The following is a 20,528-nucleotide window of genomic DNA, read 5'->3' as shown; positions in this document are numbered from 1 at the left end:
CATCTCTTGATACCGCAGTTAAAATGGTTCATAATCACAAATAGAAAAGGCGTTTATTAAGAGGGGGGCGGATGGTGCTGCATGATACTTTACGGCAGATTGAATATGAAATTGCGATGCTTGTGAGGCTGACTACAGCCCACAGCCCGAAGCTGGGGAGCCTTGACCGGTCGGAGTATCTGCTGCTGAGTGAGATTTCTGCACATGAGCCCCTGGCGATCAATGCCTTGGCAGAAAAGCTCATGCTTAATCTCTCTACAGCAAGCAGGCAGATTGCTGTTCTTGAAGGAAAAGCATATATTGAACGTTTTCCGGATGAACATAACGGCCGGATCAGCCTGGTCCAGCTGACAGATACAGGCCGGGCAGTACTTCAGAAGGTGAAAGAAGCGCGCCACACGGTATACGGGGAAATATTGAAGGACTGGTCACCGGAAGAGCTGGCAGGGCTGGAAGCCAGCCTGACAAGGCTTAATAAGGATTTTAAAACATGGGGAAAATAATATGGATGAGGAGAGAGCCGGCAAGGCTCTCTCTTTTTGTTGGAAATTACCTGTTGCAAGATCGCTATTAAGTTGTATAATACAATATATTGTTAACAAGTTGTATAATGCAACTTGCAAAGAGAAACATACCTGACGAAAGGAGGACCTGCTATTGAGCCAACCTATCAATATTTCCGGCTCTGATTCAAAAAGGATGGCCATTCCGCAATATTTGGCCATATCCATCCTGACCATTTTTTCTATCGGGCCGCAGTACTTTTTAAATTTATCTTATATTCTCAATCAGGGAATCATTCAAAACGGGCTGAACCTCGGTTCGAACGCTTTGCTGCTGCCGTCTACATTATCCAACCTCGCATTTGCGTTTGGTGTACCCCTCGGACCGGTACTGGCAAGGAAAATAGGCCTTAAGAGGAACTATCTGACTTTTGTGCTGATCTTCCTGCTTGGCTCTGTACTGGACGCGCTGTCACTGGGCATCACAACATTAACAGCCGGCCGTATCATACAGGGGATCAGCGCCGGCATCCTTTTCCTGACGATCCTGCCGGTCAGCCTGACTTCTTTTCCAAACAAAATCCGAAATACCTTCCTGCTGATGGCGATCGGGGGATTATTCGGGGCGAGTGCTGTCGGGGCTTTCTTTGGAAGCATTTCACTTACATCCGGCATGTGGCGCTGGCTGTTTGTCCTGAACATCGTTTCAAGCATTTTATGCCTTGTAATGGGAAGCATTTTTCTTCCATCAGCAAAGGATGAGAAAAAGCATAGGGAGCCGCCTGCAGACAAAAAAGGGATATTCCTATTAGGATTATTTATCCTCAGCCTGGCCTATCCCCTTTGCAATTTGATGGAAGAAGGGTTTTCATCCATCAGGATCTGGCCGCTGCTGGTTCTCGCCGGCATTATTATGATTCTCTTTATTTATATTGACTTGAAATCGGAAAATCCGCTGGTTCCGTTTGGCTCTCTCCAATCAGCCAAGCCGGTCTCAGGCACAATCATGGCGGTGGCGTCCCATATTTCGCTCATTTTTGCCCTTGCCGGGATCAATGGGTTTCTTCGCAATAATAAAGATTTGCCTTTTGAGTATTTGTCTCATTTTTATTTCTGGTTTTTTATCGGGATAATGATCACAGCTATCCTGAAAACATTATTATACGACAGGCTTGGAGCAGGCATTCTGGGGACAATCGGCTCGCTGGCTGTCATATATGTCAGCTGGAGGTGGATGAACATCACTCCTGAAATCTCCCTTCCGGCTCTCTATTTCCAAATCGCCTGCCTTGGAGCAGGAGTCAGCATGGTGCTGGTGGCAGGAGCACTTGGGACGGCCTTGGCCGGGGATATCCATAAAGCCTCCAAGCGTTCAGTTACCCTGCATTCTATCAGGAATTTTGCAGGTGCGGTGGCCGCTCCGGTGCTCGGCTGGTTCATCTACAGGCAGAATGCACAACATTATGAAGCAATAAGGGATCATGCAAGTAAATATGACCCGGAAGTACAGGCGGAAATGGCCAGGATGACAAGGCAGCTGATGGAAAGCGGCTTGCCATTGGCCAAGGCGAAGAGCATGGCGTTCTATGAATTGGTCGTTAATGCGAAAAAGTCGGCCATTCTAACGGCATACCATGACCTGTTTACGATCATGCTGGTAATCGGCTTCATCATGCTGCTGGCTTCAATCGGCAAGATTGCGACAGGGAAAGGGCGCTCGCTTGTCCAAAAGCAAAAAAGAATCCTGCTGCCCGCTCCGGACAGCAGGCAGGCACATAAATAATAAGAGTTACCTGAGAGGAGAAAGATGAATGAGTAAAGGGCGTTTAATCCTGACAAATATTATTGGAATCCTGGTTGTGTTTGCATTGATTGCAGCCGGCGCTTATTACTATTACCAGAATGAAAACTATGTAACGACCAATGATGCGGTGGTGTCAGCCGATATGATGCAGGTGACGGCACCGGCATCAGGGATGCTTGCAGAATGGAATCTGGAAGAAGGGAAAAATGTCTCCGAGAATGCAAGCGTCGGTAAAGTAGCGGCAGGAGAGTCTTCTGTTTCTGTCAGCACCTATATGAACGGTACGGTCATCCAGAATGAAGCCTATCCTCATCAGATGGTCCAGGCGGGACAGGCGCTGGCTGTGGCTGCGGACATGGAGCATCTTTATATCACGGCCAATATCCAGGAAAAAGATCTGAAGGACATTGAAGTCGGGGATAGTGTTGAAATCAAAGTTGACGGAGATGGCAACACATTGTTTGACGGAGAAGTAGAGGAAATCGGCTTCGCGACTAATTCATTATTTTCTGTGCTTCCCCAGCAAAGCTCCAATGGAAGCTACACCAAAGTGGCCCAAAAGGTCGCAGTGAAAATCTCTCTGAAAAATGCATCAGACAAAGTGCTGCCAGGGATGAATGCAGAAGTGAAGATTTCGCTCTAGCAGAAGCGGCCGAAGGAAAAATGGAGGGAGGAAAGGCAATTGAAGATATATGTGGTATACGATAGCGAAGGCATGCATACGGAAGCGCTGGCCAGGTCCATTGCTGAAGGAGCCCGGAAAATAGAGGGAGCAGAGGTATTGGCTGATCATGTCAGCCAGGCTGATGTGTATAAGCTCCCGGAGATGGATGCCATCATTTGGGGATGCCCTGGCCATTTTGGAACCATCAGCTCTGGTTTGAAAGCATGGATCGATAAGCTTGGCTATTTATGGGCAGAAGGAAAGCTGGTCAATAAAATCGGCGCGGTTTTCTGTACAACGGCAACCACACACGGGGGGCTTGAAGCGACGATGCTCAACTTGATTACCCCTATGCTTCATCAAGGGATGATCATTGCCGGTCTGCCTGCGAATATTCCGGCAAATGCTCTATACGGCTCATATTATGGAGTCGGCATCACCTGCCCGATTGATTCAGACGAAAAGATATCAAGTGAAGGTCTGGAACTTGGGAGAGCCCTCGGCGAACGGGTTTCCCTTCTGGCCAGGCGTCTGGATGCAGGCAGAGACGGAGCTGGCCAGTAATGGCCGGCATTATATTTTGCCTGCTGGCTGCTGTTATTGTGGCTGCCATCCTGATTGCTGCCAATATACAATCTTCCCGCAGACATGCGCAGCAGGGGGAAGAACAGAGTGTCAGCCAGACAGTGCTCCAGGCTCCTGAGGAACATCGTGCTGAACCTGTTCAGGATGCAGCGGAAGCAGTCAGCACGCCAATAAAGCCTGCGGTGGAAGATGCAGAACGGATGGAGGATCATGCATACAGGCATGCCCTGAAATCTTTTAAGGAAAAAGAGAAAATGCAAGATGCCTCTGACAGCAGAATGGATGACCAGGCATTCCGCGGTGCCTTAAAATCATTGAACCGGAAAAAAGAAAAGTAAATTTCAACCCGCATCTGAATAAAAGATGCGGGTTTGCTGATTTTAGGGATTGCCGGCTGAAAGTTTTTATCTGCACATGAAATAAAGGCATTTAGGGGATTCTTTTTAATACCGAGCAATATATGTTGACTTTTCTGCACCGGTGAATTAATCTAAGTAACGTTGTTTGAATTAAACCGATAAAAATACTAGGAGATTGATGCACACATGAAAAAGTACGCACTCATTTTACTCACATTTGCATTAGCGATTTCCCTTGCTGCATGCGGAAGCAGCGGCAATGGAGACAAAGATACAGCGAAAGACCAAAGCCTGTATGACCAGATCAAGGAAAAAGGCGAAATCACTATCGGGACTGAAGGAACATATGCCCCGTTCACTTATCATGATAAAGAAGGCAAGCTGACTGGCTTTGACATTGAAATTGCTGAAGAAGTATTCAAGCGCCTTGATATCAAGCCTGAATTTGTCGAAACAAAATGGGATGGCATGATTGCCGGCCTTGATGCAAAACGCTATGACATGGTTGCGAATGAAGTGGCTATCCGTGAGGAACGCCTGGAGAAATATGATATGTCTGATCCGTATATCGTTTCTAAAGCGGTACTTATCGTTCATGAAGATAATGATGAAATTAAGACGCTGGATGATTTGGACGGCAAAAAAGTCGGCCAGTCACTGGACAGCAACTACCGTAAAATTGCCGAGGAGCATGGCGCAACAAACACAGTGGTGGAAGGCTTCAATCAATCTATTGACCTGATTACATCAGGCAGGATCGATGCGACACTCAATGACAGCCTTTCTTATCTTGACCTTAAGAAGCAGCGTCCTGAGCTTCCTGTTAAAACAGTTTTTGAAGAAGAGAATGCAACAAGCAATGCCTTCCTTTTCCGCAAAGGCAGCGATGAACTTGTCGAGGCTGTGAACGGAGCTCTTGCAGAAATGAAGGAAGACGGAACGTACCTGGAAATCTCAAAAAAATGGTTCAACACAGACGTATCGAAATAAAGGATCTGATATAGATGTTTGATGAACGCTCAGAACGAATTATAGGAATCCTCGCTGATTCCTTTTTTCCTATTCTAAAAGCCGGGATCTATTTTACAATCCCGCTCACACTGATTACATTTGCCCTCGGCTTGATTCTTGCGTTTTTTGTGGCCCTTGCCCGATTATCCAGCATCAAGCCGCTTGTCGCGCTGGCCAGGTTTTATGTTTGGATCTTCAGGGGAACCCCGCTGCTGGTCCAGATTTTCATCCTGTTTTTTGGACTTCCAAGCGTAGGCATTACACTGGATCCGTTCCCGGCCGCTGTGATTGCATTTACCTTGAACAAGGGAGCATACAGCTCTGAAATCATCCGGGCGGCAATCCTTTCCATCCCCAAGGGGCAATGGGAAGCGGCTTCCTCTGTCGGGATGACCAGGAGCCAGGCCATGAGGCGCATCATCGTTCCCCAGGCAGTCAGAGTCTCACTCCCTCCGCTCGGGAATTCTTTTATCAGCCTGGTAAAAGATACTTCCCTGGCAGCGACCATCACGGTTACCGAGATGTTCCAAAAGGGGCAGCAGATTGCGGCAGCCACCTATGAACCGCTGTGGCTGTACATCGAGGTTGCTTTTATTTATCTGATTTTCAGCACAGTCCTGTCTTATTTCCAGAACAAGCTTGAAGACCGTTTTGGAAGAAGCGTAGCCAAATAATGGAGGTGCCTGAATGATAAAGATTGAAAACCTGTATAAGAAATTCGGAGAACTGGAAGTGCTGAAAGGAATCGACCTGTCCATTCCGACCGGGAAAACGGCCGTTATCATCGGCCCTTCAGGATCCGGGAAGACAACACTTCTCAGATGCATGAATCTGCTCGAAACTCCTGATGCCGGTAAGATCGAGCTTGGAAGCAAAGCGCTCCGGTTCGGGGATTCTGTAAAAATCAAAACAGCGGAAATGGTAGCATTCCGCAAACAGACCGGCATGGTATTCCAGAACTATAATCTCTTCCCGCATTTGACTGCGATGGAAAATGTAATGGAAGGCCAGATGGTGGTGCTGAAGCGCTCGAAAGACGAAGCGCGGAAAAAGGCGCTGGGCCTCCTCGAAAAGGTGGGGCTCAAGGACCGTGCCGATAATTACCCCCACCAGCTGTCCGGCGGCCAGCAGCAGCGGGTCGGCATTGCCCGGGCAATGGCAATGGATCCGCAGGTGCTGCTCTTCGATGAACCGACATCAGCTCTTGACCCGGAGCTGGTCGGGGAAGTGCTGAAGGTAATGAAGGATCTTGCCAAAGAAGATATCACGATGGTTATCGTGACACATGAAATGAGCTTTGCCCGCGATGCTGCCGATGAAGTCATCTTCATGGACGGCGGTGTTGTCGTTGAGAGAGGAACACCAGAGGACGTATTTGAAAAATCACAAAACAAGCGGACACAGCAGTTTTTAAACAAAGTGACTTCCCGATAAAGTGGAGGCCCTGCGCAGATGCAGGGCCTTTCTTTATAGAGTTTTGCATCAATACATCAGATATATCTTTTTACTATGAAAAGTGATAGATTAAACTCAGAAAGGGAAGGGGGCAGATGTTATCAGGAAATTAACACAGATTTTATTCGTCACAGCCGGCTTCCTGGCCCTGGGCCTTGGCATCCTGGGCATCATCCTTCCCGTCGTTCCGACCACCCCGCTGCTTCTGCTGGCCTCATTCTGCTTTATGAAAGGATCCAAAAGGTTTGAAGTCTGGTTCAAGCAGACAGGGATCTACAAAAAGCACTTAGAAAGCTTTGTGAAAAATAAGTCGATGACACTGAAGCAAAAATTCACGATCCTGCTGTTTGCTGACACCATGATCATCATTGCATTCTTCTTGACGGATCTCACAGCAGTCAGGATTATGCTGGTAATCATTGTTCTGTATAAATACTATTATTTCTTCTATAAAATAAAAACCTTGCCGGAATAAGGCAAGGTTTTAGCATTTTATCCTGTTTCTCCTCAATAGGCTGACCGTCTTACCAAAGACCAGGCTTGACGACCATGAACCAGAGCATGGCGGATAGAAGGATGATGTAAATCCAGACAGTGCGGTTAAGCTGAGCCGCTGCTTTTTCCTTATCGGTCCCTTCTTCCCGGAATTTCCGCAGCTTCGGCGTGAAGGCGCGCGCCAGGAAAAAGAGAGAGAGAAACAGGATGATCAAGGTCATGACAACCCAGGAGGTGCCCCATGTCCATGGTCCGGCTGCAATCAAAATGACGCCCGATCCTACAAGAACGTGGCCGGAGTGCTTAGAGAGCCTGACAACGGACCGGAAAGTATCCATATATGCTTCGAGCTCGGCACCAGCGGCCGTCTTCAGCTTCTTCACGATCGGGAAAAGGATGAAGAACGGTCCGATTGACATAATTACACTGAGTACATGTATGTATATAACAGCCCGGTAAATTAAATCCATTGAGTTTTACGCTTCAGCCGGTTTGAACTCGTGGACCCAGACCTTCATATGCGGAAGCCAAGGCATCCCTTTATGATACGAAAGGATTGTCTGCTTATAATCCTCGACAGAGCTGAATCCTTCCTGGCGGGCATGTTCGTCGGTAAGCTCACCGAGAGTCTGGCTGTACACGGAAGTCACGACGAATTCTTTATCGTTGAGCACCATAATCTCCCCGATATCAGCATATCTGCCATTTCTTCTCGTGGCCGTCTTTTCTCCTTTTAATACCTTTTCGATATCTGCCGGTACAGTAACCAGTCTTTCAATGCTGCATGTTTTAGCTGGCAATTCATTTTCTTGGTGTGTCATACTATTCCCCTTTCAGTTTTGTGCCCTTTTACTTTACCACAATTTACTCAGTGCGGTGAGGGCAATTCTGCTGTCAGAAGAAAAATACGGTGCCTGCATACAACGCGGCGGTAATCCCGGCAGCAATCAAAGCTGGCTTCAGCTTATATCGTGCATATTCAATGACAGACAAATTCAGGATCCGGGCGATCGTATTGGTATCGTCGCTCAGCGGGGAGGCGAATGCCCCAAAGGTCCCGCTGGCAAAGACAGCGCCGATGACGAGCGGAAGATAGATGCCTGAAGCAGCGGCCATTGAAATCCCGAGCGGCATCAGGATGCCCCAGGTCCCCCATGCCGACCCGATGAAATAAGAGATGGCTGCTCCGAATAAAAAGAGAAGCGGCACAACGATGGATGGAGGAATCCAGCTCGAATAACGGGTGACAAACGCTGAAAAACCCAGCTCTTCTGTCACGGACGACAGCCCCCAGACCACGGCAAGCAGGACGATGACAGACATAAGGTCATTCCCGCCGATTACAAAGCTGTTCAGAAGATCTGATGTCTTCGTCTTTTGGAACCGGAAAAACAAGAATGTAAACAAGACAGTAAATACAAGGGCAATCAGCATGGCATCCATTACATCCGCTTTAATGAAGGCGGCGGCAAAACCCCCTGCCTTCTTATAGCCGTCCCACCATGTGAAAATCAAAGTCAGGACAACAACAAGCGCAAGCGGTACTAAAAGATTCCACGGCTTTTCCGGCAGATCCCTTCCAACCGCCGGGTCGCAAGTGTGCCAGTCATCCTCATCATCTCCTGATTTTCCAATCTTTTCAGGGTCGCTGTCCTGTGTTGATTTTGAATGATGGAAGAAGCTTAAATACACGCCGAGAAAAATCATCACAAATGAAAAGAAATTAAAAGGGATGCTTCTCAGGAACAGGTCATAAGGATCGGCATCAATGTTCTCATTGCTTACAGCAATATCCACAATTGACGTCATATAGCCGACAAAAGCCGTCGCGATCGGAATCAGGACAATGATGGGAGTTGCTGTGGTCTCAATGACAAAGCCAAGCTCCTGTGTCGACATTTTTACTTTTTTCAAAAGCGCCCGCATGATCGGCGCAATCGTGACGAACCGGAAGCTCGGGGCGGAGAAGGTCCCGACCGTGGACAGGTAGGTAAGAAGCAGTGCCTGCCTTTTGTTCTGGATCCTGACTGACGCCTCCTCGACAAACCCCCTGATGCCCCCGGAAATCTTGATCATGCCGACAAGACCGGAGAAAGCATAAAGAAAAAGAAGGATCTTAATATTATTTTCATCTATGAGCCCTTTAACAAGAAAGCTGATGAGCGTCTCCAAGCCTCCTGCCAGTGTCGGCTGAAGAAGGAAGGAGCCGGCGAGAAGGCCGGCAAAAAGGCCGGGAAGGACCTGTTTGGTTTTTATGGCAATGGGTATCGCAATCAGAAATGGAAGAATAGAAAACCAGTCAGTCTGCACAATCATTCACCCTGTCTCAATCTTTGTCATAGTGTTAGATTGCCGGAATTGGGAAAACTTATTCTGATATTGGGCAGGCATTCCTAATAAGAACTCCCGTTGACATATAACCAAATGGTGTTATATTCTTAAAATATAACCAAATGGTTTTATATTTATTGTTAAAGGAGAATTACAATGACAAAATTGGATGATATCGTAAAGGTGATCACAATTGATGCGCCGATTGAAAAGGTTTGGGAAAAGGTGTCCTCTTCTGAAGGCATTGCTGAATGGTTCATGCCGAATGATTTTAAGCCTGAGCTGGGCTATGAATTTCATCTGCAGTCCCCTTTTGGGCCTTCTCCATGCAAGGTGACCGAGCTTGATCCGCCATACAGGCTTTCCTTTCTTTGGGACAATGATGGCTGGGCTGTTTCGTTCCTGTTAAAAGAGAAGGACGGGAAAACGGAGTTCACCCTTATCCATGCCGGATGGAAGGACACGGATGAAATACTGCCAAAGGCGCGGGAGGCAAGCGGCATTGTCAGGGAGCGCATGAACGGCGGCTGGTCCGGCATTGTGGAAAAATTGAAGAAAGCTGTGGAGGCATAATGTCCGCTCCGGCGCAAAAGTATGATGTGTTCCAGGCTGTGGCCGATCCGACGCGCCGTGAAGTCTTAAGGCTGGTTGCGGAGAAAGAGCGTCCTATATCAGAAATTGCCGGCCATTTTTCCATGAGCAGAACTGCGGTGGCCAAGCATCTTCATATCCTTTCAGAAGCGAAGCTGATCAAAGGGCGGAAGGCGGGGAGGGAGAAGCTTTATATCCTCCAGCCCGAATCCCTGGCTGAACTGAAGGAATGGCTCGCTTATTTTGACCGGTTCTGGGATAACCGTTTATCGGTGCTGAAGAATCTCTTTGAAAATGATGGAAGCAATTATTTAGGGCACAATGAAAAGGAAGAATAGAATGAATAGAATGAATAGAAGCAGGCCAATCAGACTGGCCTGCTTTTGAAATTTTCCCAACCTATTTTATGATGTGCTCGCCCTCAAAATATAGTAAACTTGAATTTAGGCTATTTTTACTATAAGTGTAATTTAGAAGAGGAAGTTAGAGCAGATGAAAAATGCCAAGCTCAAAGCCATCATTGTAATATCAGCAGTATTGCTGCTATTGTTTACTATCTTCAATATGTATATATCTTATGTAAGCATAAAAGGCTCAACCGTAAGGTCCATCGCCAGCCAGACGCTTGAAACGGCCAAATCCATTGCCGATTCCATGCCCGTGGTCATTTACGAGGAGTTTCTGGAAAATCCGGAAAAAGGGCCGGAATATGAAGCTATCAAAAGGTATCTGGAGGATGTCAGGAGGAAGACAGGCTCGCTTCATGTCTATACCCTCCTTATTGATAATCCAGAGGTTTCAAGGGCAGTGATAGTAGGGCTGCCGCCAGGTGCCGAAGAGTTTCCGATCGGCGGGATTTGTACAGTTCCTGAGGAGCAGGTGAAGCAGGCCTACAGCGGAAAGTCTTTTACAACCGGCATCATCCGTGATCCTGAATATGGAGAGTATTTGACCGCAGGGGCGCCAATCAAAAATTCAGAAGGTGCAACCATTGGTTTTCTGGCCATCGACATCAGTGCAGAAATGATCGGAAGCATCAGCGGCAAGGTGTTGAAAGGCAGTTTATCCAATCTGGTCTTCAACGGCGTCTTTGTGATGTTTCTCCTTGTGTCATTCATCTTTATCCAGCGCTGGTACCAGCGTGAGCTTAAAAAGGAAGTCGGAGAGACGGAATATACGTACCAGGCGGAGTTTGACTCGCTTCTTTCCTCAGTGAGGTCTTTGAGGCATGATTATTCGAACCATATCCAGGTGGTTCACGGCCTGCTGAAGATTGAGAGCTATGATCAGGCGCTTGCCTATCTGACAGCCCTTTCCAAGGAAGTGCATTCCATCGAATCCATCAAGCTTGATACAGTCAATCCCGGGCTCGGGGTACTGCTTGAAACGAAAAGGCTGCTGGCACAAAATTACGGCATTGAAGCCAGATTTACGGTTTCTAAGGATTCTTTCAATCTCATTAAAACAACAGACCTGATTAAGATCCTCTCTAATTTGATTGATAATGCTATAGAAGCTTCCGTTGAGCTTCCCGAGGAAGAAAGGAAGCTGTCAGTATCCTGCACGGCAGGTGAAGGCCAATATATGTTTACCGTGACAAACACAGGCCCCCGCATAAATGCATGGGATAAAGAAAAGATTTTCGAAAGCGGATTTTCAACGAAAAAACCTGAAAAAGGGAAAACAAGAGGCCAGGGGCTCTTCATCGTAAAACAGATCACCAGCCGCTATGGCGGCCAGGTTACCTTAGATTCACATGATTCGATTACTGCAGCTAAAGTGGTCATCCCTTCAGCTGCTGGAAAGAGCCCGGCAAAATAAAAAAAGGATAAAATCCCAATGGATTTTATCCTTTTTCTTATACAGAAAATCCACCCTCGAAAGGATGGACAGGAAAGGGAAAAGGTTCTTATTTTTGCTTTCTCGGATATTGACTAGCCGCTTGGCGCTTCATTTGCTCTTCACGTTCAGCATCTTTTTTGAACGCTTCCATTGCTTTGTAAAAAAGCAGGCTCATCTCTTCCGCCTCCCTGTGTAATGATTAGATATTCCACTCGTTCCCGGTGTGTTTTCCGGTAAACTTAATTTGATGATTTTTTTGAAAAAGATTGGACGCGGAACATTCTCCGCCTTACTATAAAAGCAGGAAGCCAGTGATGGGAGGAAAAAGTATGGCTGTACTGGAGAAGCTGACGTTTGTCTCAGGCTATGAAAAAAACGGAGTACTGCGCAGGAGCTTTAATGAACTGGCGAAAGAGACTTTCGGCATACAATTTGAAGATTGGTTTGATCTGGGATACTGGTCAGGTAAATACATACCTTATTCTTTTGCCGATGGGGAAAAAGTGGTGGCCAATGCATCGGCAAATCTGATCCAGTTTTCAGGAGAGGGGAAGGATTGGAAGGCTGTCCAGGTGGGCACTGTCATGACGCACAGGGATTACCGCAATCACGGGCTGGCAAGGCAATTGATGGAACGCATCCTGGAAGATTTTAAAGAAGCGGACTTCATTTATCTTTTTGCCAATTCAACTGTGCTCGATTTTTATCCGAAATTTGGTTTTAATCCTGTAGAGGAAACGCAATATTTTATAAAAGCAAACGCCGGCAGCCAGCAAAGGGAGATCCGCAAATTGGATGGCAGAAATCCGGAGGATCTGGCCTTCATTTATGAGATGGCAGGCAGGAGAAGCTATCCAGGCAGGTTTGATGCCGTCAACACAAGAGAGCTGCTCATGTTTTACTGCCTGAATGTGTTCCATGATGACATCTATTGCCTCCCGGAAGATGGGGCCATTGTACTCGCCAGGCAGGAAGATGATGTCGTGCATATGTATGATGTCATTTCCTCTGAACCAGATTGGGATCCGGCCGGAATTGCCGGAAGAATCGCCACAGGGAATGCAGGGAGGGCAGCTCTTTATTTCACCCCTTCCCGAGAAATCAATGTATTGGATAAGGTGAAGTATCAAGACAGCCATGTTTTATTTGTAAAATATAATGGCGAACATAGCAGACTGCCGGCAGATTTTAAGCACCCGCTGACTGTCCAGGCATAAAGAAGGGCCTCCTGAATTATTCAGGAGGCCTGCTGATTATTTTCCTGCCTTGAAAGTATAGACCGCCATCTTGGTCCCATTTTCGTCTTTGATCAGGCCGCCCTGCAGCTTTTCGCCTTTTTCGCCGTAGGTTTCCTGGATATACGATAAGCCGTTGCTGTCAGTTGGGTCGAACATGATTTTTACCTGATAGGAATTCAGATCCTTGATTTTGGTCATCGGGTTGGTGATGACCAGGCGGAAGGATCCGTCAGGCATGACATCGGCCCGGTCATTGAAGCCAGTGATGATATAGCCTTCGGCACTGACGCCCCCTGTAACAGATGCTCCTTCAAGGATATTGCTTTTGCCATCAATGTAAATGAAATCTTCATCTTCGGTCACTTCTGTTTCCATCCGGATTTGAACAGCACCGTAATCATCAGGCTTTGACCATTCGGGTGCTTCAATCATGACCGTGCTTTCCGGCTGGGACAGATCAATTTCATTCACAGCGACTATTTGCCTCTGCTGCCCCCCGCCTTCCTCAACAAGCCTAATAAATGCCCCTTCGAGCTTGCTGCCATCAACAGAATAATGCTCGTTGACCTCATCGCTGCTGGCAGAAGGGCTGAAAACAATCCTTGTATAAATCACCGGATATTTATAGCCATCCGGGATGGTATCTTCAAGTGTAAAACTGCCATCCTCTTCAACAAGGGTGGTGCCGGCGCTTCCGATAATGGCGCCGTCAAGAGGATCGGTATAAAGGAAAAGCTTTGATCCGGGAAGAAGATTGGTGGTACCTGTGACTGTGATTTTTTGGTCCTTCCGATGGATCTCGCCTTCAAGCTTCACATCATAATCGCCTGCATCATCACGAGCTTTAAGCACCGTGGTTTCAACAGCCTCTTTTTCACTGTCTTCATCACCAGCCGAATCCTTACTTTCCTTTTGGGCTGCCTCTTCCTGTGCAGGCTCCTTTTTGCCCGCCTCCTCATCCTGATTGTTCCCGCAGGCAGCCAGCAGTACAACCAGAATGGCTAGAATAAGAGAATCGATTTTCATAATATGTTCCTCCGATTATAAGATAACAATCCCTATTGTAAACGGGAGGATGGAGGTACTGTAAATAATAATATCTAAATATTGGAAAAATAAACCGGTTTTCCTATTATGGAATGTGGGTTTTGTTACTAAAGTCATATAAATACTCGCTTGTTGGGGTGAGTCGTGCAGAGATAAGATATTTAGGCATCCTCTGGCATCAAATCGACGAGTCATGCATAGATAAGCTCTATTCGGTACATGAATAGGCTGGAAGAGGGCAGGGCGTGAATAGAATGGCTCTTATTTGATACATGACTGGGCTGGAAGAGGTGGGGGCGTGCACAGAATGGCTCTTAATCGGTACATGACTGGGCTGGAAGAGGACGGGTCATGCATAGAATGGCTCTTATTCGATACATGACTGGGCTGGAAGAGGTGGGGTCGTGCATAGAATGGCTCTTAATCGGTACATGACTGGGCTGGAAGAGGACGGGTCATGCATAGAATGGCTCTTAATCCGTACATGACTGGGCTGGAAGAGGACGGGTCATGCATAGAATGGCTCTTAATCGGTACAAGACTGGGCTGGAAGAGTGCAGGTCGTGTATAGAAAAGCTCTTATTCGATACGTGACTGGCCTGAAAAAGGACGGGTCATGCATAGAATAATTCCTAATCGGTACATGACTTGACCGCACCTCGATGACTCACGCATAGCATGCTCCATTTTAGATAGAAGGTCCGGACTCAAGCCGGCCAGTCACGCATTAAATCGCACTCATCAATATACAGGGCCTGTCTAAAATAAGACAGGCCCGATTATCTTACCCAATACTCACATCACTCGGTTTCCAATTCTTTATACAGACTTTTCAGCTCTGCCTCGATCGCCTGGATTTGCTTTTCAAGTGGAGACAGGTTTCCGCCGACAGATTCCATTTTCTCCAGATCGTTTTGGAGCCGTACGTAATCTAGCTTAAGATCTTTTATTTTGTATTCTATTTCTGCTTTTTTCATCCTGATCCCTCTCTTCTTCTGTCTATTCGAAATATAACGTTTACAGAAGGGAAGGGCAACTGATATGCGTTTATGTATTTCCGCAAAATAGCGCATTTTGAATGCAGGCGTCAGAATATACTTTCTGATTGCAAAGCAAGCCATTGGCGCCTGCCTTCAAGCGCGGCACCACCTGGCTTTTTATAGAGAAGCTTCTGTCAGTGCGCTGGCTTCTTGTTCGGACAATTTAATAAAAATGGTTTCTTTCCTGTTCATCGCCTCAAAAGAAAAATCGATTTCCAGCAGCAGGAAAAATTGCCGGTTGATCCTTACAACACAATGCTCCCCGATTGACGCAATGTTCATGATTTCACATCCTTTACGGATACATATAATGCGCTTCGGGGGAATAAGGTGTGGACAAATCAGGAAAAGGGGCAGTGCCCCCTTGCCTGCCTATTGTCCGGGATGAAGGACATTGCAAGCGCTCAAATTGTTGCCGTCAGGGTCTTTAAAGCCAAAACCGCCCATCCCGTTTTCAGGATGAACATTAAGCGGACCCACCTCTACATTTTTTCCCTGAAGCCACTCTCTGAACTCTTCAAGGGATTCTGTATAAAAATCAATGATGGTGTGGTCGACCCCTGTATATGTATTATGGAAAGACAGACTGGATTCGCTTCCGGTTTCTACAAGAAAAATGGTCGGAACCCCTTTGGCTTCAAATGTAAGCATCGCAGCTTTTTCTCCGTGAAAGTGAACCGAGACGCCAAATATCTCTCTGTAGAATGCTATAGACCTTTCAAGATCAGAGACAGGAATTTCAATCGTGGCAATATGAGATATGAATTTTTGCATGGTTATCCTCCTTGGAATAGTTTGTATATTAATTTGACACAGTATATGCCATTTCCTTCCTGCAGAAGAAAGTTTGACAGCCCAGAAGGTTTATATTATGATAGGTGTAACAGTTAAATAGTCTCCTAAAGGGGAGTAGCTTTTACAGCAAAGTCGTCATTTCGGAGTTTTCTCCCGGCTTTGTTGGCAACCATGACGTTGTTAGCAAGACCTTTACCTGATTCGGGTAAAGGTTTTTATTTGTTTATTAAGCCTTTGCCGGATGCGGCAAAGGCTTTTTTTCTGTTAAAAATTTGAGAAGGAGCTGCAGAATATGAAAAAGAAAAAGTTCCAGTTTGAAGAACTTATCAGGAAGAACAAGGAAGAGCTTCTAAAGGACAAGAGAGAGATTGAAAAAATTGAAAAACGGCTGGATGATAGGTATGCAAAATCGCAATAAGGGGTGTGAAGCAGCATGAAATTTTTTCGCAGGATCAAGTTTCTGTTTAAATTCTGGAGGGTGATACCCTTTCTGAAGGATTTCTTTTTATCGAAGGAGGTCGAGGCCCACAAGAAGGCGCTTGGCATCCTGCTCGTTTTGACGTATGCCTTTTTCCCTTTCGATCTTATTCCCGACTATCTTGCCGTCCTTGGAATCGTCGATGATTTGGCAGTGGCTGGATTTGTCATAGAGCGGATGATCAAGGTGGCGCCGGAGTCACTGAAATTAAAGCATGGAATAGAAAAATAATCAGATTAATAGGAGGCACAAAAAATGGATTTTGCATTATTAATGGAATATGGCTGGGTGCTGCTGCTCCTGATAGCCATCGAAGGGCTCTTAGCAGCTGACAATGCGCTCGTACTGGCCATCATGGTCAAGCATCTTCCCGAGGAGGAGCGGAAGAAGGCATTATTCTACGGTCTGGCCGGGGCTTTCATCTTCAGGTTTGGCTCGTTATTCGTCATCTCATTCCTGGTCGACGTTTGGCAGGTTCAAGCGATTGGCGCGCTTTACCTGTTATTCATCTGTATCAACCATATAGTCCGCAAGCTTGCTGCCAGAAAATTCGGCGCGAAGGAGGAAGAAGAGGGAAAAGAAAAGAAGAAATCAGGCTTTTGGGTAACTGTTCTTAAGGTAGAGCTGGCTGATATCGCCTTTGCTGTCGATTCAATCCTGGCTGCTGTTGCCTTGGCGATAGCGCTTCCTGATTCAGGGCTTCCGAATATCGGGGGGCTTGACGGCGGTAAATTCCTTGTCATCTTTGCCGGAGGTTTCATCGGTCTGATCATCATGCGCTTTGCAGCCAATCTGTTTGTCGGGCTGCTGCATTCAAGACCGGGCCTCGAAGTTGCAGCATTCCTGATTGTCGGCTGGGTAGGTGTGAAGCTGTCTGTTTACACACTTTCGCATCCGGCGCTTGGGGTACTGGCAGAAGGCTTTGCAAAATCTGCTGAATGGAAAATCACGTTCTATATTGTGCTTATATTAATTGCAGTTGGCGGCTGGTTCTTTTCGAAGCCGAAGGAAGGGGCTGTATCTGAAGGATAAGTGGAGTTTGCTATGAGCCCTGGTTCCAGGTGCTGGAGGTTAGACCGCTATTTCTGGTGAAAAGGGAAATAGCGGTTCCAGCATGAGGAGGTAGAACCGCTATTTATATGGAAATCGAAAATAGCGGTTCCAGCATGAGGAGGTAGAACCGCTATTTATATGGAAATCGAAAATAGCGGTTCCAGCATGAGGAGGTAGAACCGCTATTTATATGAAAATCGAAAATAGTGGTTCCAGCAGTGGAAGGTAGAGCCACTATTTCTATGAAAAACAAAAATAGTGGTCCCAGCGAGAGAAGGTAGAACCACTATTTCTATGAAAAACAAAAATAGTGGTCCCAGCGAGAGAAGGTAGAACCACTATTTCTGTTAAAACGGAAAATAGTGGTTCCTACGAGAGAAGGTAGAACCACTATTTCTGCGAAAACGGAAAATAGCGGTTCCAGCGAGAGAAGGTAGAACTACTATTTCTGTGAAACTGGGAATAGTGGTGCTAGCAGCTAGAACCGCTATTTCAACGAAAGCTTAAAATAGTAGTTCCAGCAAAAGAGGAAGGCGCTGCCTTCCTCTTTTTATACAGTTTGGCAATCTGTAACATATTCCCATCAGGAGAAGTACCTTGCATGTTATAATGAATTGATCGACTATTCAAAAAAAGAGGTAAATCAATGAATCAATTCAATTGGAAGCTTGCTTCGCTTCTCCTGACCGGCATCGGCATTTCCAGGCTGGGGGATTTCATTTATCTGATTGCTATCAATCTGCTTGTTTTCGAGATGACCGGCTCGGCTGCAGCGGTCGCAGGCTTATGGATCATCGGGCCGGTTACAGCGGTGCTGATGAATTCCTGGAGCGGGGGTCTGGTTGACCGGAGCAATAAAAAGAAGCTGATGATCGTTACGGACATTATCCGGGCTGCCGGAGTCGCGGTTATCCCGATGCTCGGCAGTGTGGAGCTGATTTATGTGTGCTTGTTTGTCATCAGTCTTGCAAAAGCCTTTTTTGCTCCAGCATCCACTACATATATAGCCATGCTGGTACCCGCCGGGAGCCGCAAGCGGTTCAACGGAATCAGCAGCCTTGTCTCATCCGGGGCCTTCATTGTCGGTCCTTCCATTGCAGGTGCGCTGTTCCTCATCGGAACCATTGACATGGCCATCTACTTGAACAGCATCTCGTTTCTTGTTTCGAGCCTCATCATCATGTTTCTTCCTGATGCAGACAAGGACGCACCTTTGTCTGAAAAGAGGAACGCGTTCGAGCATCTAAAAGAAGACTGGCGTGAAGTGATCACCTTCAGCAAGAAAGAATCCTTTGTTTTCGCCGTCTATGTCAGCTTTCTTGCGTTCGGCCTGTTTTCACTTGCCCTGGATTCACAGGAGGTTGTGTTCATCCAGGATACAGTCGGGCTGTCCGAGGCTGACTACAGCTTCCTGGTCAGCATCACTGGAATCGGCTTTGCACTTGGCGCTCTGTTTATCACCGTGATATCCAGACTGTTAGGCATCAAGCAGCTCATGGCCATCGGAATGCTCATGGTCTCAGCAGGATATATGATCTATGCTTTATCCTATTCATTCGCGATGGTCACTGCCGGTTTTCTGCTCCTTGGCTTTTTTAATGCTTTTATGAGCGCGGGCTTTCAGACGTTTTACCAGAACAATATCCCCATCTCCATCATGGGGAGGATGACAAGTGTGCTGAGCGTCTTCCAAAGCATTGCCCAAATCATTTTCCTGCTCGGCATCGGAATCATCGGCGATATCATTCCTCTGCGCTATTCAACGATCGTCCTTGCCGGGGCAAACCTGCTGCTTTCCCTTTATGTGATCTGGCTGGCTTTGAAGCCTGGGATGAAGCAGTATTTTTCAGAGGAAGAAAGGGCAGAGGCAATGTGAAAAAACAGGCAGGGAAATGGCCCTGTCTGTTTTTTCACTAAAACGAGTAAGATTCACCGTCGTCAGGCACCAGCACATTAGAAGAGATTCCATTGTCCTTTATAAACTTCTTGAGTTCGTCCCTGGATAATGTCCAATGATTGACTGCTTCCATATGGCTTGCAATGATTTTAGCGTTAGGGGCAGCCTTGCATACTTCATATACATCATCCTTGCCCATGACAAGAGAGCCGCCCTCAAGGAACTGATTATCTCCCGCATTTACAACAATGATTTCTGGAAGATGTGCATCAATTTCCTCCTGAACATCTGCATTCCAGACAGTATCTCCGGCTATATAGAGTGTTTTTTCGGAAGGATGTTTAAAGACTGCACCGCACACCAGACCAGCAAGCTTCAGAATTTCTCCCCTGCCATGCTCACCTTTCGTTTTTATCAGGTGGATGTCTTCGAATACTGTATCTTCTTTAAGGACTTCTACATTTCGAAAACCGTCACTTCTGACTGAACTGGCATCTTCCTCATTTTGCACGAACATTTTAATATCCTTTGGAAGTGCCTTTTTGGCTGCATCGTCATAGTGATCAAGGTGAAGATGGGTTACAATGACAGCATCTGTCTGATCAATAATTTCTTCAATGGAAATTGGCAGCCTGGCTAAAGGATTGCCCTGTTCCTGCCTGATTGAATTCGGGAACGGGGGATAAGCGCCTTTCTCTGCTAAAAATGGGTCGATTAAAAACTTCTTCCCCGCATATTGGATAACCAAAGTTGCATTTCGGATTTGTTGTATAATCATATTGCACTGCTCCTTTTCTTAAATGTAAGTATAGTTTATAATAAGACCCTTTTGGCTTTACATAGATTAAATCAAGTCTTTATGCACTTTCACTTGATTAATGAAAGGATTTGTTGGGATGTTAGATGGTACGGATAGACATATCATAGAAGAGCTTTCAAAAAACAGCAGAATCAAGATGAAGGAGCTGGGCGAAAAAGTCCACTTGACCGGTCAGGCTGCCTCAGCCAGAGTTGCGAAGCTGGAGGATTCAGGAATTATTGAGGGATATACGATAAAAGTCAATCAGGCAAAGATGGGCTATCCGGTTCATGCCATCATTCATGTTTATACCAAAACAGCCAATCATCAGCCGTATTTATCTTTCGTTAAGAAACAAGAACAGTACATCATCCATAACTATAAGGTGAGTGGGGAAAGCTGCTATCTGCTTGAATGCAGATTCCCATCTAATGAAAGATTGGATGAATTTTTGACGAGTCTCAGCAATGCAGTGAGCTATAAACTATCTATCGTAATCAGCAAATTATAGAAAAAGCAAAAAAGAAAAAGCCCCGCCAAA

At 46.4% G+C, this 20,528-nt stretch carries 26 protein-coding genes; 18 read left to right on the top strand and 8 right to left on the bottom strand.

The features are described 5' to 3' along the window. The first annotated feature begins 71 nt into the window (after positions 1–71). The 9 genes from ACQCVH_RS20545 to ACQCVH_RS20505 all read left to right on the top strand — a co-directional run bounded on the left by ACQCVH_RS20545 (position 72) and on the right by ACQCVH_RS20505 (position 6,856). Positions 72–503, top strand: coding sequence for a MarR family winged helix-turn-helix transcriptional regulator (locus ACQCVH_RS20545; RefSeq protein ID WP_426837444.1), 432 nt, complete (start codon positions 72–74; stop codon positions 501–503). A gap of 154 nt (positions 504–657) precedes the next feature. Then, the gene (locus ACQCVH_RS20540; RefSeq protein WP_426837443.1) at positions 658–2,286 is read left to right on the top strand and encodes an MFS transporter; all 1,629 of its coding nucleotides are present in this window, start codon (positions 658–660) and stop codon (positions 2,284–2,286) included. Positions 2,287–2,314: 28 nt separating this feature from the next. Then, on the top strand, positions 2,315–2,950 hold the full coding sequence (locus tag ACQCVH_RS20535; RefSeq protein ID WP_426837442.1) for an HlyD family secretion protein: 636 nt from the start codon (positions 2,315–2,317) through the stop codon (positions 2,948–2,950). 39 nt (positions 2,951–2,989) lie between these two features. After that, positions 2,990–3,535: an NAD(P)H-dependent oxidoreductase gene (locus tag ACQCVH_RS20530; protein WP_426837441.1), complete on the top strand. Its 546-nt coding sequence runs from the start codon at positions 2,990–2,992 to the stop codon at positions 3,533–3,535. After that, a complete protein-coding gene (locus ACQCVH_RS20525; RefSeq protein WP_426837440.1) occupies positions 3,535–3,894 on the top strand; it encodes a hypothetical protein in 360 nt (119 codons plus the stop codon). Before ACQCVH_RS20530 ends, ACQCVH_RS20525 begins: the two co-directional genes overlap by 1 nt. Positions 3,895–4,101: 207 nt before the next feature. Next, positions 4,102–4,905 (top strand): amino acid ABC transporter substrate-binding protein, encoded by an 804-nt coding sequence (locus ACQCVH_RS20520; protein WP_426837439.1) that lies wholly within the window; start codon positions 4,102–4,104, stop codon positions 4,903–4,905. Positions 4,906–4,919: 14 nt separating this feature from the next. Beyond that, the gene (locus tag ACQCVH_RS20515) at positions 4,920–5,600 is read left to right on the top strand and encodes an amino acid ABC transporter permease (RefSeq protein WP_094769075.1); all 681 of its coding nucleotides are present in this window, start codon (positions 4,920–4,922) and stop codon (positions 5,598–5,600) included. A gap of 13 nt (positions 5,601–5,613) precedes the next feature. Further along, the gene (locus tag ACQCVH_RS20510) at positions 5,614–6,360 is read left to right on the top strand and encodes an amino acid ABC transporter ATP-binding protein (protein WP_426837438.1); all 747 of its coding nucleotides are present in this window, start codon (positions 5,614–5,616) and stop codon (positions 6,358–6,360) included. Positions 6,361–6,481: 121 nt separating this feature from the next. After that, entirely contained in the window at positions 6,482–6,856 is a 375-nt protein-coding gene (locus ACQCVH_RS20505) for a YbaN family protein (RefSeq protein WP_426837540.1), read from the top strand. Positions 6,857–6,905: 49 nt separating this feature from the next. On the opposite strand, the gene ACQCVH_RS20500 is transcribed toward ACQCVH_RS20505, so the two are convergent. The 3 genes from ACQCVH_RS20500 to ACQCVH_RS20490 form a co-directional block, all read right to left on the bottom strand. Beyond that, a complete protein-coding gene (locus tag ACQCVH_RS20500; RefSeq protein WP_426837437.1) occupies positions 6,906–7,346 on the bottom strand; it encodes a hypothetical protein in 441 nt (146 codons plus the stop codon). A gap of 6 nt (positions 7,347–7,352) precedes the next feature. Then, entirely contained in the window at positions 7,353–7,697 is a 345-nt protein-coding gene (locus tag ACQCVH_RS20495; RefSeq protein ID WP_426837436.1) for an ASCH domain-containing protein, read from the bottom strand. A gap of 73 nt (positions 7,698–7,770) precedes the next feature. Next, entirely contained in the window at positions 7,771–9,186 is a 1,416-nt protein-coding gene (locus ACQCVH_RS20490; protein WP_426837435.1) for a Na+/H+ antiporter NhaC family protein, read from the bottom strand. Positions 9,187–9,363: 177 nt separating this feature from the next. Here ACQCVH_RS20490 and ACQCVH_RS20485 point away from each other — a divergent pair, with 177 nt between their 5' ends. From ACQCVH_RS20485 to ACQCVH_RS20470, 4 genes are all read left to right on the top strand, one after another. Next, positions 9,364–9,780, top strand: a complete 417-nt coding sequence (locus ACQCVH_RS20485) for an SRPBCC family protein (protein WP_426837434.1) — start codon at positions 9,364–9,366, stop codon at positions 9,778–9,780. After that, a complete protein-coding gene (locus ACQCVH_RS20480) occupies positions 9,780–10,136 on the top strand; it encodes an ArsR/SmtB family transcription factor (protein WP_426837433.1) in 357 nt (118 codons plus the stop codon). Before ACQCVH_RS20485 ends, ACQCVH_RS20480 begins: the two co-directional genes overlap by 1 nt. A 154-nt stretch (positions 10,137–10,290) precedes the next feature. Beyond that, on the top strand, positions 10,291–11,619 hold the full coding sequence (locus ACQCVH_RS20475) for a sensor histidine kinase (RefSeq protein ID WP_426837432.1): 1,329 nt from the start codon (positions 10,291–10,293) through the stop codon (positions 11,617–11,619). Positions 11,620–11,969: 350 nt separating this feature from the next. Then, the gene (locus ACQCVH_RS20470) at positions 11,970–12,857 is read left to right on the top strand and encodes a GNAT family N-acetyltransferase (protein WP_426837431.1); all 888 of its coding nucleotides are present in this window, start codon (positions 11,970–11,972) and stop codon (positions 12,855–12,857) included. Positions 12,858–12,893: 36 nt separating this feature from the next. Here the strand turns inward: ACQCVH_RS20470 and ACQCVH_RS20465 are convergent, their stop codons facing one another. The 4 genes from ACQCVH_RS20465 to ACQCVH_RS20450 all read right to left on the bottom strand — a co-directional run bounded on the left by ACQCVH_RS20465 (position 12,894) and on the right by ACQCVH_RS20450 (position 15,739). Further along, on the bottom strand, positions 12,894–13,904 hold the full coding sequence (locus tag ACQCVH_RS20465) for a hypothetical protein (protein WP_426837430.1): 1,011 nt from the start codon (positions 13,902–13,904) through the stop codon (positions 12,894–12,896). Positions 13,905–14,725: 821 nt separating this feature from the next. Beyond that, on the bottom strand, positions 14,726–14,902 hold the full coding sequence (locus ACQCVH_RS20460) for an SE1832 family protein (RefSeq protein WP_426837429.1): 177 nt from the start codon (positions 14,900–14,902) through the stop codon (positions 14,726–14,728). Between the two features lie 180 nt (positions 14,903–15,082). Next, entirely contained in the window at positions 15,083–15,247 is a 165-nt protein-coding gene (locus tag ACQCVH_RS20455; RefSeq protein ID WP_426837428.1) for a hypothetical protein, read from the bottom strand. A 90-nt stretch (positions 15,248–15,337) separates the two neighbouring features. Further along, on the bottom strand, positions 15,338–15,739 hold the full coding sequence (locus ACQCVH_RS20450) for a VOC family protein (RefSeq protein WP_426837427.1): 402 nt from the start codon (positions 15,737–15,739) through the stop codon (positions 15,338–15,340). Between the two features lie 313 nt (positions 15,740–16,052). On the opposite strand from ACQCVH_RS20450, the gene ACQCVH_RS20445 reads away from it, so the two are divergent. The 4 genes from ACQCVH_RS20445 (at position 16,053) to ACQCVH_RS20430 (ending at position 19,167) form a co-directional block, all read left to right on the top strand. After that, entirely contained in the window at positions 16,053–16,178 is a 126-nt protein-coding gene (locus tag ACQCVH_RS20445) for an FbpB family small basic protein (RefSeq protein ID WP_426837426.1), read from the top strand. 15 nt (positions 16,179–16,193) lie between these two features. Continuing rightward, entirely contained in the window at positions 16,194–16,469 is a 276-nt protein-coding gene (locus ACQCVH_RS20440; RefSeq protein WP_426837425.1) for a YkvA family protein, read from the top strand. Between the two features lie 24 nt (positions 16,470–16,493). After that, entirely contained in the window at positions 16,494–17,270 is a 777-nt protein-coding gene (locus ACQCVH_RS20435; protein ID WP_426837424.1) for a TerC family protein, read from the top strand. A 667-nt stretch (positions 17,271–17,937) separates the two neighbouring features. Beyond that, positions 17,938–19,167, top strand: coding sequence for an MFS transporter (locus tag ACQCVH_RS20430; RefSeq protein ID WP_426837423.1), 1,230 nt, complete (start codon positions 17,938–17,940; stop codon positions 19,165–19,167). A 37-nt stretch (positions 19,168–19,204) separates the two neighbouring features. Here the strand turns inward: ACQCVH_RS20430 and ACQCVH_RS20425 are convergent, their stop codons facing one another. After that, complete coding sequence (locus ACQCVH_RS20425; RefSeq protein ID WP_426837422.1) at positions 19,205–19,966, bottom strand: MBL fold metallo-hydrolase; 762 nt, start codon at positions 19,964–19,966, stop codon at positions 19,205–19,207. A 118-nt stretch (positions 19,967–20,084) separates the two neighbouring features. Here ACQCVH_RS20425 and ACQCVH_RS20420 point away from each other — a divergent pair, with 118 nt between their 5' ends. Continuing rightward, on the top strand, positions 20,085–20,498 hold the full coding sequence (locus ACQCVH_RS20420) for an Lrp/AsnC family transcriptional regulator (protein ID WP_426837421.1): 414 nt from the start codon (positions 20,085–20,087) through the stop codon (positions 20,496–20,498). Positions 20,499–20,528: the final 30 nt, after the last annotated feature.

Source organism: Bacillus infantis (genome assembly GCF_050107595.1).
In the GTDB taxonomy this organism is placed as follows: domain Bacteria; phylum Bacillota; class Bacilli; order Bacillales; family Cytobacillaceae; genus Bacillus_AB; species Bacillus_AB infantis_C.
The sequence above is the reverse complement of the archived record's forward strand: the minus strand, read 5'-3'. Positions and strand labels throughout refer to the sequence as shown.